Raw genomic sequence first — 12177 nt, 5'->3', positions numbered from 1 at the left:
GGGAGGCCTCAAGATGTCTTCCCAGTTGACGGTTGTTGTCGCCGGTATCGCGCTGGTCGTGGCCATTGTGGTCGCGCTGGTCATCATGCGCCGCGGCGACTCCCGCTTTACCTACGACACACAGCACGGAACGGCACCGCGCGCCACCGAGGGCGAGGGCAATACGGCCGCCACGGCCTTCAAGGGCCGTTTTTCCATCCTCACCACGGGTGTGGGCGCCATGTTTGCCGCGCTTGCCGTTAAGCTGTGGGGCATGCAGATGGTCTCGTCGGACTACTACGACAAGCAGGCCAAGAGCAATCAGACCCGTACCGTTACCACGCCGGCCGTGCGTGGCCGCATCTTGGACCGCAACGGCGTCGCACTGGTGCAAAACCGCCCCTCGCTCGCCGTCGTCGCCTATCGCGACCTTGCCGACGACAAGGTGCTGGTGCGTCATCTTGCCAACGTGCTCGGCATGCCGTATGTCGCGGTGCTGCGCAACATCCAGGACAATTCCGAGGGCGCGCAGAGCCTGCATACGATCGCGACTGACGTGCGCCGCTCTACCGTCGCCTACATTCAGGAGCACGCCGGTGAGTTTCCCGGCGTGAAGATCGCCGAGCGCACCGAGCGCCAGTACCCGTATGGCGAGACCGCCTGCCATATTTTGGGCTATACCGGCACCATTACCTCCGAGCAGCTCGAGGCGCAGAACAAGAAGTCGTCGGACGGCAACGAAAGCGCGGCTGGCCAGATCTCGTATCAATCGGGCGATATTGTGGGTCAGGCGGGCGTAGAGATTTACTACGAAAATCTGCTGCAGGGTATTCGCGGTGAGCAGACCGTGAAAGTTGACGCCTCGGGTAACGTTACCGGTCAAGCCGGCGCCGTTCCCGCCAAGGCCGGTTCTGACATTAAGCTTACGCTCGATCTTAAGATTCAACAGGCCTGCGAGACGGCTCTGGCGAATGCCATTGAGCTTGCCAAGACTACGGGCCATAGCAATGCCGGCAACGGAGCCGTGGTGTGCCTCGACCCCAACAACGGCGAGATCTTGGGCATGGCAAGCGAACCCAAGTTTGATCCTTCTGTCTTTATCGGCGGCGTCTCCAATGACGTGTGGACCGAGCTTAACGATGACGAGGGCTCGCATCCGCTGCTCAACCGCGCCATTAGCGGCCAGTACATGTCCGCCTCGACCATCAAACCCCTCTCGGCGTTGGCTGGCCTCGAATTTGGCACGTACACTTCGAGTCAAACGACCAACTGCACGGGATATTGGACCGGCTTGGGCAAATCTTGGGGAAAGTACTGCTGGCTGCACTCCGGCCACGGCACGATGACGCTGCAGTCCGGTATCGCCAACTCCTGCGACCCCGTGTTCTACGATATGGGCAAGGCCTTTTTCTACAACGACCAGCATCCCGAAGGCCTGCAAGAGGTCTTTCGCCGTTGGGGCCTGGGCAAGACCTGCGGCATCGACCTGCCGAGTGAGGGTGCGGGCCGCATTCCCGATGCCGAGTGGAAAGAGTCGTACTTTACCGACGCCTCGGCCGAGGACCGCAAGTGGAATGCCGGCGATATGACCAACATCGCCATCGGCCAGGGCGACATTCTGGTGACACCGCTGCAGATGGCCTGCGCCTACATGGGTATTGCCAACGGCGGCAAACAGTATGTGCCGCATGTGTTCTTGTCTGCTGTCTCGCGTGATGGCGACGGCGATGCCTACAAGTACAACGGCAAGGGCAAAAAGAAGCGCCTTGAGGCCCAAATTAACAACGATGCCGATCTTGCGCTGGTCCGCAACGGCATGCACGATGTGATTTACTCGGCGTCGACTTCGACCGCCGCGCACTTTAACTCCCTGACCCCTACGGTCTACGGCAAGTCCGGCACGGGCGAGAAGAGCGGCGAGGACGATTACGCGTGGTTTTGCGCCTACGCGCCGGCCGATGACCCCAAGTACGTGATCGCCACTGTCTTGGAACAGGGCGGTGGCGGCTCCGATACCGCGCTGCACGTTGTGCGCGATGTCCTCGGTGCGATTTATGACGAGCCCGACACGTCGACGGCCACGGGCGATTCCTCGGTTCGATAGGAGGTTGCGATGGACTTTTCGCCGGCGGACCTGTTCCGCTCAACCAAAACCGGCTCTCGCAGCAGCCTGGACCGCGTCAACAAGCAGATTTCCGCATCGCGCGGAACGTTTCGCCAAAAGGTGCACGTCGGCGTGCTGTTGGCGACTGTGGCGCTCGTCACCTATGGCGCCATTATTATCTGGTCCGCCTCGCAGTTTAAAGCCGACGCCTCGTTCTCGCGTCACCTGCTGGGTATCGGTATTGGCGCGGTGCTGGCGGTGCTCGTCTGGCGCACCGACCTGCGCGGCATTTCCAACTTTTCGACGGCCCTGCTCGTCATCGATCTCATCGTGATCTTCTCGCCTAAGATTCCGGGCCTGTCCTACACGGGCGGCTTGGGAATGACGGGTTGGATCAAGATTCCCGGTATCGGTTTAACATTCCAGCCCGTTGAGCTTGCCAAGCTCATCACCATCTTCTTTATGGCCACGCTTGGCTCGCAGTACAACGGGCGCATCGATACCGCTCGCGACTACATTAAGCTCTGCGGCATGCTGTCCGTTCCGTTTTTGGCCGTCGTCGCCATGGGCGACCTGGGCTCGGGTCTGGTCGTGCTGGTGTCGGGCGCCATCGTCATCTGCATGAGCGGTGCGCGCCGCGAATGGGTGCTGTCGACTTTGGCTCTGCTCGTGGGTTTGGTGGCGCTCGTCCTGGCGCTCGATTCGGTCTTCGATTCGCTGCTCGGCCACGATGTGCTCATTAAGCAGTACCAGATGAATCGTCTGACGGTCTTTATCGACCCCGACAACGCCGATTCGGACGATGCGTACAACCTGCAGCAGTCGTTGATCGCGGTCGGCTCGGGCGGTTTCTTTGGTAAGGGCCTGGGGCATGCGACGCAGTCGGCCGGCGGCTTTCTGCCCGAGTTCCATACCGACTTCGTCTTCGCCTTTTTGTCAGAGACGTTCGGCTTTTGCGGTTCCTTTTTGTTGCTGTGCTTGTACGTGCTGCTCATCTTCTCGACGATCCGCGTCGCCTTTAAGTGCGAGTCTCTGTTTCTACGCTTGTCATGCGTGGGTATTGTCGGCATGTGGGCATTTCAGACGTTCGAGAACATCGGCATGTGCATTGGCATGATGCCGATTACCGGTATTCCGCTGCCGTTCATTAGCTTTGGTTCGTCGTCGATGATGATCCAGTTGTTGACGGTGGGTATCGTACAATCCATATGGCGGCATCGTTCGGGCGCCGCGTAACCGCTGGAGGGGTTTGCCATGAAGATTCCCGTGGAAAAGCTGACCCGCGCTTTTAAAATGGGCGCGACCACCAAGAGGGATTCCGATACGCCGGTGCGCGTTTCGGTCTACCTGGATTCGACTGCCTCGCGTTTTTTGGTCGAGACGGTGCGCGATGCCTTTGTGCCGCAGACGACGTCGGGTATTGTCCGCGTTGAGCGCCTGGGTGAGGAGCGTATCGTCCCCAAGACCGATACCGACGTGGTGCTGGTGCTTTCGTGCGGATCTGAGCGCCTTGAGAGTGCTGTACAGGAGCTCGTCATTGCCGGTGCGCCCGTGTGCGTGCTGGCCGAGTCCGCTGTCGAGGTACCTTTTATCCAGGAGTCCACGCCCATGCTCGGCGTGGTAGCGGCCACCGATAAGACGTATCTGCTCGAGACACTCGCCCGCTGGATCCTGGACCGTACGGAAAAGGAGACGGCCTTTGCGGCGAACTTTGCCTTTATGCGCATCGCCGCCGCCAACCGCATCATCACCTCGTGCGCGCTTACCAATATGGCGACGGGCGCCCTGGTGTTTTTGCCGGGGGCCGATTATCCCGTTATGGCGCTGGCGCAGGTTGGCATGCTCTTTGAGCTTGCGGCTATCTTTGGGCGCGGCATTAAGCCCGAGCGTGGCTACGAGGTCGCGGGCGTGCTTGCCGGCGGCTTGGTAATGCGCGCCGTCACTCGCGCCCTGGTAAAGCAGACGCCGCATATCGGCTTTGCCGTCAAGGCGCTCTCCGCCGCCGTCGGCACCTATGGCATGGGTCGTGCGCTCGTGTCTCTCTACGAGCGCGATATCGACTACAGCCGTGCCAACGAGGTGGTTGCCGCCACGTTCTCGCGTGTCCGCGACCTGGTGACCACGGTTGCCGGCGCTACCCGTCCCATGAATCCTTTTGAGGATGCATCCGATCTCGCTGCTTAGGGGTTTCTTTTGCGCGTTCCATACCAAGACTGTTTTCATTTGATCGAGCCGCTGCTCGCGAAGGTCGAAAAGCCGAGTCGCTATATCGACCACGAGTGGGGTACGCTCTCCAAGGCCGATGCCGACTATCGTTGCTGCATGATTTACCCGGACGTGTACGAGGTCGGCCTGCCCAACCAGGGTATCGCCATCCTGTACAACATCCTTAACCAGGCCGAGGGCATCTCCTGCGAGCGCGGTTATGTGCCGTGGCCCGATATGGGCGATGCCATGCGCGAGGCCGGTATCCCGCTGCTGTCGCTCGAGGGCGCAGCGCCCGTGGCCTCGTTTGATATCGTCGGTATGCACGTGCCGCACGAGATGGCCGTGACAAACTTTCTCGAGGCGCTCGATCTCGCCGGCATTCCGCTGCTGGCTGCTGACCGCACCGAGGACGATCCCATCATCGTCGCCGGCGGACCTTCGGTTTATAACCCCGAGCCGTATGCGGCCTTCTTCGATGCCATCCTGATTGGCGAGGGTGAGGAGTCGCTGCTCGAGATCTGCCAGTTGCATCGCCGCCTGCGTGACGAGGGCGTCCCGCGCGCCCAGATTGTCGAGCGGCTCGCGACGGTCGGTGGCACCTATGTGCCGTCGCTGTACGAGGTGCGCTATGACGAACCCTGCTCACCGCATGGCTACACCGTGCCGCGTGAGGGCAAGGACGTGCCGCCGGTGGTCTACAAGCGCGTCGTCGAGGACTTTGGCGCTACCAATCCGTTGTCGCAGTCGTGCGTGCCCTATGCGCAGCTCGTTCACGATCGCCTGTCTATCGAGATCCTGCGCGGCTGCGCTCGCGGTTGCCGTTTTTGCCAGGCCGGCATGACGTATCGCCCGGTGCGCGAGCGCTCGGCCGACCAGATTGTGTCCTCGGTGATCCAGGGCCTGGAAAAGACCGGCTATGACGAGGTGTCGCTTACCTCGCTTTCGACCACCGACCACTCCTGCATCCGCGACGTGCTCGGTCGCCTTAACCGCCGCCTGGAGGATACGGGCATTCGCGTGTCCATTCCCTCGCAGCGCCTGGATTCGTTTGGCGTGGATATGGCCGAGTCGGTCGCCGGAGAAAAGAAGGGTGGCCTGACGTTTGCCCCCGAGGCCGGTAGCCAGCGTATGCGCGACATCATCAACAAGAATGTGACCGAGGAGGATGTGGACCGCGCGGCCAAGGCGGCCTTCGAGGCCGGTTGGAACCGCATGAAGCTCTACTTTATGATGGGTCTTCCCGGCGAGCGCGATGAGGATATCGTGGCCATCGCCAACCTGGCGGACCATGTGCTCGAGCTCGGCCGCTCCGTGGTACCCAAGGCGCGCCGCGGTTCCATCTCGGTGTCCATCTCGGTGTCGGTGTTTATTCCCAAGGCCGCCACGCCTTTCCAGTGGTGCCCGCAGCTCGATTACGACGACGTCAAACGCCGTCAGAAGCTCCTCATTACGAGCGTTCGCAACCGTGCGGTCCGCGTGCACTACCACGATGCCGAGACCTCGCTTATCGAGGCGGCGCTGTCTCGTGCAGGCCGCGACATGACGCCGGTTATCATCGATGCCTGGCGTGCCGGTTCGCGTTTTGACGCCTGGGTGGAGCATTTCTCGCTCGATAACTGGAAGGAGGCCGCGGCCAAAAACGGCATCGACCTCAACGAGCTCGTGCACCTGCCCTACGAGCTGGACTGGCATCTGCCCTGGGAGCACGTGAGCCCCGGCTGCTCGCGTGGCTTCCTCGAGCGCGAGTACCGTCGCTCGCTGGAGGGTGTCACGACGCCCGACTGCACCCGCACGTCGTGCACCGGCTGCGGAATCTGCCCCACGCTCCACGCCAAGAACGTATTGGTGGGTGATCGCGCATGAGTGAGCGTTTGACCGACAACCCCACGCTCTTTAGGCTTCGCGTTCGCTACGGCAAGCGCGACCGCCTTAAGTACCTGGGCCACCTGGAACTGATTCATACCATTGAACGCATCGTGCGTCGCGCGGGCCTGCCTTATGCTGTCACGCAGGGTTTCTCTCCGCATATGCGTGTGGGTTTTTCCTCGGCGCTGCCCGTGGGCACGTCGTCGACCTGCGAGTGGTATGACCTGTTTATGACTGAGTTCGTCGCGCTCGACGAGGCCTTTGGGCGCCTGGCCGCGGCATCTCCGGCCGATTTGGCGCCCATCGAGGCCGCCTACATCGACGTGCGCACGCCGGCGCTCACGGCCCAGCTCACGCGCCTGTCGTACCGCATCGACCTGCACCTGGACCCTGAGGCGCCGGTCTCTGTCGACGAGGTGCGTCGCGCAATTGACACGTTGCGTGCGGCCCACGGCATCGACTATGCGCGCGGCAAAAAGAGCAAGCGCCTGGACTTGGACCATACGCTCGTGGGCTACGAGCTTAAGGCGGGGGAGTGCCCGGACCATCTGGTGCTCATACTCGACACCCATGCCGACAACGAGGGCTCCATGCGTCCGGAGATTTTGCTTTCTGCTGCTGATGTTTTGTTGCAGGGCTTGACCCCGGGCGTCGATGCACCTATTGTTTCCACCGGTATGCAAGACCTCGTGACCATCTGCTCCTACGATGTCGAGCGTCAGAATCAAGCATGCGAAGACGACGAGGGCCGACTCGTCAGCCCCATACCTGTGCGAACTTGTGGATTTGCTCCACATACTCGTTGACGGGGGTATTATCGCCTGCTACTATATTCGGCTGTTGCACTAACTGATGCATGAAGGGCAAGTAAACATGTACGCAATCGTTAACACGGGCGGCAAGCAGTACAAGGTCGCCACCGACGATGTCATCACCGTCGAGAAGATCGAGGGCAATGAGGGCGACAAGGTCACCCTGCCGGTCATCTTCCTCAACGATGGTAAGAAGATCGTCACCGATCCCGACAAGCTGGCCAAGGCCAAGGTTACCGCTCAGATCGTTGAGCAGTTCAAGGGCGAGAAGCAGCTGGTCTTCAAGTTCCACAAGCGTAAGCGCTATCGTCGTCTGAAGGGTCACCGTCAGCAGCTCACCAAGCTGAAGATCGTGAAGGTTCAGGCTACCTCCCGCGCCAAGAAGGCTGTCAAGGCAGAGGCTGAGGCTGTTGCCGAGGCTCCCGTCGCCGAGTAGATTACACTCGTAACGAAAGAGTAGGTATACACAATGGCACACAAAAAAGGACTCGGTTCCTCCCGTAATGGCCGTGACTCCCGCGGTCAGCGCCTTGGCACGAAGCGCTTCGCCGGCCAGACGGTAACCACGGGCACGATTCTCGTCCGTCAGCATGGCACGCACATCCACCCGGGTGCGAACGTTGGCCGTGGCAAGGACGACACGCTGTTCGCGCTGGTCGACGGTACCGTTGAGTTCCACAAGGGTATCAAGCACAGGGTCAGCGTACGCCCGCTCGCGAACGCGTAATTCACCCTTCATAGAGCACATATGTGGGAGGCACTTGAGTTTTAGGATTCAAGGGTCTCCCTCTTTTTTGTAGGAGGCGATTCTGTTGTCACAGTTCACCGATATCAGCCGCATTAACGTTTGCGGCGGCGACGGCGGAGCCGGATGCATGTCGTTTAGGCGCGAGGCATTTGTTCCCAAGGGCGGCCCTGATGGCGGCGACGGCGGTCGTGGCGGCAATGTCGTCATCCAGGCCGATGCTCAGCTGTCTTCGCTGATCGATTACCGCTTTAAGCATCACTTCCGTGCCGAGCGCGGCACGCACGGCCAGGGCGCCCGTCGCAATGGCAAGAGCGGCGAGGACCTGATTTTGAAAGTTCCCATGGGCACCGTAGTCCGCGAGCTCGATCCCGAGACGCAGACCCCGATGTTCGAGATTGCCGACCTGGTGCACGATGGCGAGCGCGTTGTCGTGGCGCCCGGTGGGGCCGGCGGTCTGGGCAACACCCACTTTGTGACGTCGGTGCGCCGCGCGCCCGCGTTTGCCCAGCTGGGTGAGCCTGCCGAGGAGCACTGGATCGAGCTCGAGATGAAACTTATGGCCGATGCCGCGCTCGTGGGCTTTCCCTCGGTGGGCAAGTCCTCGCTCATCGCGCGTATGAGTGCCGCCCGTCCTAAGATCGCCGACTACCCGTTTACCACGCTCGTGCCCAATCTGGGCATGGTGCGTGCCGGCGAATATTCTTACGTCGTTGCCGACGTCCCCGGTCTCATCGAGGGTGCGAGTGAAGGCAAGGGCTTGGGTCACCAGTTCCTGCGCCATATTGAGCGCACTGCTTTGATCATGCACGTTGTCGATATGACGGGCGGTTTTGAGGATCGCGATCCGGTCGAGGACTATCGCATCATTAACCGTGAGCTCGAACAGTATGGTGCCGAGCTCTCGGAGCGCCCGCAGATCGTTGTCGCCAACAAGTGCGATGCGCCGGGCACGGCCGACAAGATTGCCGACCTTAAGCGTGCAGCGCTCGACGACGGCCATATGTTCTTTGCCGTTTCCGCCGTGACGGGTGCCGGCCTCAACACCCTGATGCTTGCCGTGGGCGAGCAGGTGGCTAAGCTTCGCGCGGAGCTTACGGTTTCCGATGAGCCGGTCGATCTGCGCGATGAGGAGTGGGAGCGTCGCCGCCTGCAGCGCGAGAAGCGCTTCCGCATTGTTGAGGAAGAGCCGGGTGCTTTCCGCGTGGTTGGTCGCGCGATCGAGCGCATGGTTATCCAAACCGACTGGGAAAACGAGGAAGCTGTCATCTACCTGCAGCATAAGTTTGCGCGCATGGGTGTCGACGACGCGCTCGAGAAGGCCGGCTGCCGTGCGGGCGACGAGGTTCGCATTTGCCAGCGCGCCTTTGACTTCGAGGGCGCCGAGGACTTCTCGGAGTTCGAGGACGAGCTCGAGGATGCTGGCGTTGAGGTTATTGACGTAGCGGCCGAGGATGCGGACGCGGCTCATGTCGCCGATGGCTCCGAAGGCGCTACCGAAGTCGACGTTATTGAGACCCCGGAGGGCGAGTAAGCCATGTCGCTGCGCGGTGGAATCGGATTGCCTGAGCTGCCCATCAAGGATGGGCACGAGTTTCGGCTTGGCATTATGGGCGGCACCTTTGACCCGATTCATTACGGGCACTTGGTTACCGCCGAGCAGGCTCGCGAGTCGCTCGACTTGGACGCCGTGCTCTTTATGCCGGCCGGCTCTCCTGCCTTTAAACTCGACAAACCGGTGACGCCTGCCGAGGACCGTTATGCCATGACGGTCCTCGCGACTGCCGCGAACCCGGCCTTTTTGGCAAGCCGCTTCGAGATCGATCGTGCCGGTGTCACCTATACAGCCGATACGCTGCGTGCCCTTCGCGAGTTTTACCCGCCACAGGTGAAGCTTTACTTTATTACGGGTGCCGATGCGATTATCGATATTGTGACCTGGCACAATGCTCACGAGATTGCCGAACTGGCAACCTTTATCGCTGCGACGCGTCCCGGCTTTGACATCGATACGGCCCGGTCGAGGATTAAGGAATCGGGGCTGCCATTCGATGTGCGCTATATTCAGATTCCGGCGCTGGCGATTAGCTCGACCAACATTCGCAAGCGGGTTGCCCGCGGCATGAGCGTGCGCTATCTTACGAGCGAGTCCGTGCTCGGCTATATCCGTAAACGCGGCCTGTATGCCGATCTTGGGCAAGACGATTTTGATTGACGGGGGGAAACGTTGTCGGTAGAAGATCAGTTTGAGGGCGACGAGCGCGCGCTCTTGACGCGTATCCACGAGTTGCTCGATGTGCGCATGAAGGATAAGCGTAAGCGCTACGTGCATTCGCTCGGGGTTGCCGAGACGGCGCTGCACCTAGCCGAGGTATACGGCGTCGACCGCTTTGATGCCGCTGCCGCCGGCCTGATCCATGACTGGGACAAAGTGCTCTCCGACGACGAGCTGGTCACGCGCGCTCTGCATTATGGCATTAAGATTGCCGGCTCTCCGTCTGCCGCGACGCCGCTTTTGCATGGCCCGGTTGCCGCCTATGAGCTTCCGCAGCTTTTTCCCGAGCTGTCGCCGGCGGTCTTTCAGGCTGTCGACCGTCACACCGTGGGCGCTTGCGACATGACGCCACTCGATATGGTGGTCTTTGTGGCCGATGCCATCGAACCCAACCGCCACGGCGATTATGCCCATGCGCTGCGCAAGATGGTGGGGAAGTCCTCGCTCGACGAGTTGTTCTTCTCCTGTTTTGCGCAGGGTCTGGTCTATGTGATCCAGTCCGGGCGCTATCTTTATCCCACGGCTATTACGATTTACAACCATTACGCCCAGCTGCGCTAGCTTGGGCTGTCTAGAAAGAGGTATTCCATGGCCGATGAGACCATGACCGACGAGCAGATTCTTGAAGGTGAGGAGCACAAGAGTTTCGTGGCCACGTCCGACCGCACCGCCGCGACGCTCTCCGCCAGCGGTGTCGCCGCCGAGGATGTCGCCCGCGCTGCCGCGCAGGCCGCCTACGACAAGAAAGGCGAGGACGTTCAGGTGCTCGACCTGACTGAGCTTTCCGATGTTTGCGACTACTTTGTCCTTGCTACCGGCACCAACAACCGCCAGGTTGATTCCATCGTCGACGAGATTGAGGAGAAAGTCGCCGAGGCTTGCGGCGAACACCCGTTTTCCATTGAGGGCCGCGAGCAGAAGACCTGGATGCTCATGGACTACGGTTCGGTTGTCGTCCACGTCTTCACTCCCGAGGCGCGTGAGTTCTACCGTCTCGAAAAGCTCTGGGGCGATGCTCCCCAGCTCTCCCTGGACCTCCTCTAGTAGCTCATTTGGGACGGGGCTTTTTTAGCTACCCTCAAGTATTTCGCCGGGCAGTCGCGTTTTTCCGCGGCCGCCCGGCTTTCTTTTTGCCCAAAAGTAGCTAATTTGGGACGGGGCTTTTTTAGCTACTACCTACCGTTCGCCGAACATCGCGATTTATAGCTCCCAGTACGTTTTTTTCTACTCTGGCTCGGGTAACGTAATTGTTATCTGTAGAGGAGGGGATGCGTATGACTCGGACTGCGCGAGAAATCTCTGTATATGGTTTTTACCATGTCGTCCAAAAGGGATGTGCCGACCAACTCATATTTGAGGATGACGAAGATCGGCTCTATCTGATTCGGCTGATTGCTTCGAAATGCCAGAAGTTTAAAGTGGATGTCATCGCGTGGTGCCTTATGGATAACCATATTCATCTTCTGCTTGACGACGAGCATGTTCATCTGAGCGATTGCATGCATTCGATTACGACGGCGTATGCCATGTATTTCAACTCAAAGACAGGCAGGAAGGGGCCTGTTTTCCAGGATCGATTTAAGAGTGTGCCGATCCTCGATGATGATCAGCTGCTCAACTGCGTGAGATACATTCACGACAATCCCGCGAAGGCGAGGATTGGGACCGCTTCGCTGTATCGATGGAGCAGCTTTCGCGAGTATATGGGATATCCGGGTATCTGCAAAACGGATTGCGTTCTTGGGTTGCTCGGTGACTCTCAGAGATTTTTTGCCTTCAGCACCTCGGGTGAGCCCAATCGCTATTGCTTCCGTGACGGCGCTCATGTGAGCGACACAGATGCGCTGGAGTTTGCGCAGGCTCTTCTTAAGCCGTACGGGCCTCATCACCTTAAGGCTTTGCCAAAGGGGGCGCGCGATGCCTGCATTCGTACTTTGAAGAGCGAGGGCTTTTCGATTAAACAGATCGTCCGTCTTACGGGCATTGGACACTGCACCATACAAAAGGTCAAAGTCAAAAAATAGCTCATTTTGGACGAGGTCTGTGTTGCGACCGCGTCAGGTATGGGTTGGGTAGCTAATTTGGGACGGGGCTATTTTAGCTAACCCTACAAATCGGTTGAGTTTTATTCCGGCCCCGGGTGATTCGCTGCCAGCTGAAGGGTAGCTAAAAAAGCCCCGTCCCAAAT

Annotated in this window: 12 protein-coding genes; all 12 read left to right on the top strand. The window is 59.8% G+C overall.

All coding sequences use genetic code 11. The features are described from left to right. Window positions 1-13: 13 nt before the first annotated feature. The 12 genes from mrdA (at window position 14) to ACQRCA_RS03685 (ending at window position 12013) form a co-directional block, all read left to right on the top strand. Window positions 14-2083, top strand: coding sequence for a penicillin-binding protein 2 (mrdA, locus tag ACQRCA_RS03740; protein WP_154516187.1), 2070 nt, complete (start codon window positions 14-16; stop codon window positions 2081-2083). A gap of 9 nt (window positions 2084-2092) precedes the next feature. Further along, entirely contained in the window at window positions 2093-3319 is a 1227-nt protein-coding gene (locus ACQRCA_RS03735) for an FtsW/RodA/SpoVE family cell cycle protein (RefSeq protein WP_154516190.1), read from the top strand. 18 nt (window positions 3320-3337) lie between these two features. After that, window positions 3338-4267 (top strand): YcjF family protein, encoded by a 930-nt coding sequence (locus ACQRCA_RS03730; RefSeq protein ID WP_427718704.1) that lies wholly within the window; start codon window positions 3338-3340, stop codon window positions 4265-4267. 9 nt (window positions 4268-4276) lie between these two features. Next, window positions 4277-6154: a TIGR03960 family B12-binding radical SAM protein gene (locus tag ACQRCA_RS03725; protein WP_427718702.1), complete on the top strand. Its 1878-nt coding sequence runs from the start codon at window positions 4277-4279 to the stop codon at window positions 6152-6154. Further along, window positions 6151-6963 carry a TIGR03936 family radical SAM-associated protein gene (locus ACQRCA_RS03720; RefSeq protein ID WP_427718700.1) on the top strand — a complete coding sequence of 271 codons (813 nt, stop codon included), beginning with the start codon at window positions 6151-6153 and terminating at the stop codon, window positions 6961-6963. The genes ACQRCA_RS03725 and ACQRCA_RS03720 overlap by 4 nt, the downstream gene beginning before the upstream one ends. A gap of 67 nt (window positions 6964-7030) precedes the next feature. Further along, window positions 7031-7405, top strand: a complete 375-nt coding sequence (rplU, locus tag ACQRCA_RS03715; protein WP_035138585.1) for a 50S ribosomal protein L21 — start codon at window positions 7031-7033, stop codon at window positions 7403-7405. A 33-nt stretch (window positions 7406-7438) separates the two neighbouring features. Beyond that, window positions 7439-7696: a 50S ribosomal protein L27 gene (rpmA, locus tag ACQRCA_RS03710; protein WP_154516202.1), complete on the top strand. Its 258-nt coding sequence runs from the start codon at window positions 7439-7441 to the stop codon at window positions 7694-7696. Between the two features lie 85 nt (window positions 7697-7781). After that, on the top strand, window positions 7782-9248 hold the full coding sequence (gene obgE, locus ACQRCA_RS03705; RefSeq protein WP_427718696.1) for a GTPase ObgE: 1467 nt from the start codon (window positions 7782-7784) through the stop codon (window positions 9246-9248). 3 nt (window positions 9249-9251) lie between these two features. Next, window positions 9252-9929 (top strand): nicotinate-nucleotide adenylyltransferase, encoded by a 678-nt coding sequence (nadD, locus tag ACQRCA_RS03700; RefSeq protein WP_427718693.1) that lies wholly within the window; start codon window positions 9252-9254, stop codon window positions 9927-9929. An 87-nt stretch (window positions 9930-10016) separates the two neighbouring features. After that, window positions 10017-10550 carry a bis(5'-nucleosyl)-tetraphosphatase (symmetrical) YqeK gene (gene yqeK, locus ACQRCA_RS03695; protein ID WP_427718844.1) on the top strand — a complete coding sequence of 178 codons (534 nt, stop codon included), beginning with the start codon at window positions 10017-10019 and terminating at the stop codon, window positions 10548-10550. A 27-nt stretch (window positions 10551-10577) separates the two neighbouring features. Continuing rightward, the gene (rsfS, locus tag ACQRCA_RS03690) at window positions 10578-11033 is read left to right on the top strand and encodes a ribosome silencing factor (protein WP_427718691.1); all 456 of its coding nucleotides are present in this window, start codon (window positions 10578-10580) and stop codon (window positions 11031-11033) included. 230 nt (window positions 11034-11263) lie between these two features. Further along, complete coding sequence (locus tag ACQRCA_RS03685; RefSeq protein WP_427718688.1) at window positions 11264-12013, top strand: transposase; 750 nt, start codon at window positions 11264-11266, stop codon at window positions 12011-12013. Window positions 12014-12177 lie beyond the last annotated feature (164 nt).

The sequence above is a fragment of the Collinsella sp. SGI.095 genome, from assembly GCF_050314535.1.
GTDB lineage: Bacteria > Actinomycetota > Coriobacteriia > Coriobacteriales > Coriobacteriaceae > Collinsella.
The sequence above is the reverse complement of the archived record's forward strand: the minus strand, read 5'-3'. Positions and strand labels throughout refer to the sequence as shown.

Excerpts from the sequence above, each read along its gene's own strand:
- rpmA (WP_154516202.1), top strand. The coding sequence starts at position 7,439 with ATGGCACACAAAAAAGGACTCGGTTCCTCCCGTAATGGCCGTGACTCC.
- rplU (WP_035138585.1), top strand. The coding sequence starts at position 7,031 with ATGTACGCAATCGTTAACACGGGCGGCAAGCAGTACAAGGTCGCCACC.
- ACQRCA_RS03730 (WP_427718704.1), top strand. The coding sequence starts at position 3,338 with ATGAAGATTCCCGTGGAAAAGCTGACCCGCGCTTTTAAAATGGGCGCG.
- ACQRCA_RS03685 (WP_427718688.1), top strand. The coding sequence starts at position 11,264 with ATGACTCGGACTGCGCGAGAAATCTCTGTATATGGTTTTTACCATGTC.
- rsfS (WP_427718691.1), top strand. The coding sequence starts at position 10,578 with ATGGCCGATGAGACCATGACCGACGAGCAGATTCTTGAAGGTGAGGAG.
- yqeK (WP_427718844.1), top strand. The coding sequence starts at position 10,017 with ATGAAGGATAAGCGTAAGCGCTACGTGCATTCGCTCGGGGTTGCCGAG.
- nadD (WP_427718693.1), top strand. The coding sequence starts at position 9,252 with ATGTCGCTGCGCGGTGGAATCGGATTGCCTGAGCTGCCCATCAAGGAT.
- ACQRCA_RS03720 (WP_427718700.1), top strand. The coding sequence starts at position 6,151 with ATGAGTGAGCGTTTGACCGACAACCCCACGCTCTTTAGGCTTCGCGTT.
- mrdA (WP_154516187.1), top strand. The coding sequence starts at position 14 with ATGTCTTCCCAGTTGACGGTTGTTGTCGCCGGTATCGCGCTGGTCGTG.
- ACQRCA_RS03735 (WP_154516190.1), top strand. The coding sequence starts at position 2,093 with ATGGACTTTTCGCCGGCGGACCTGTTCCGCTCAACCAAAACCGGCTCT.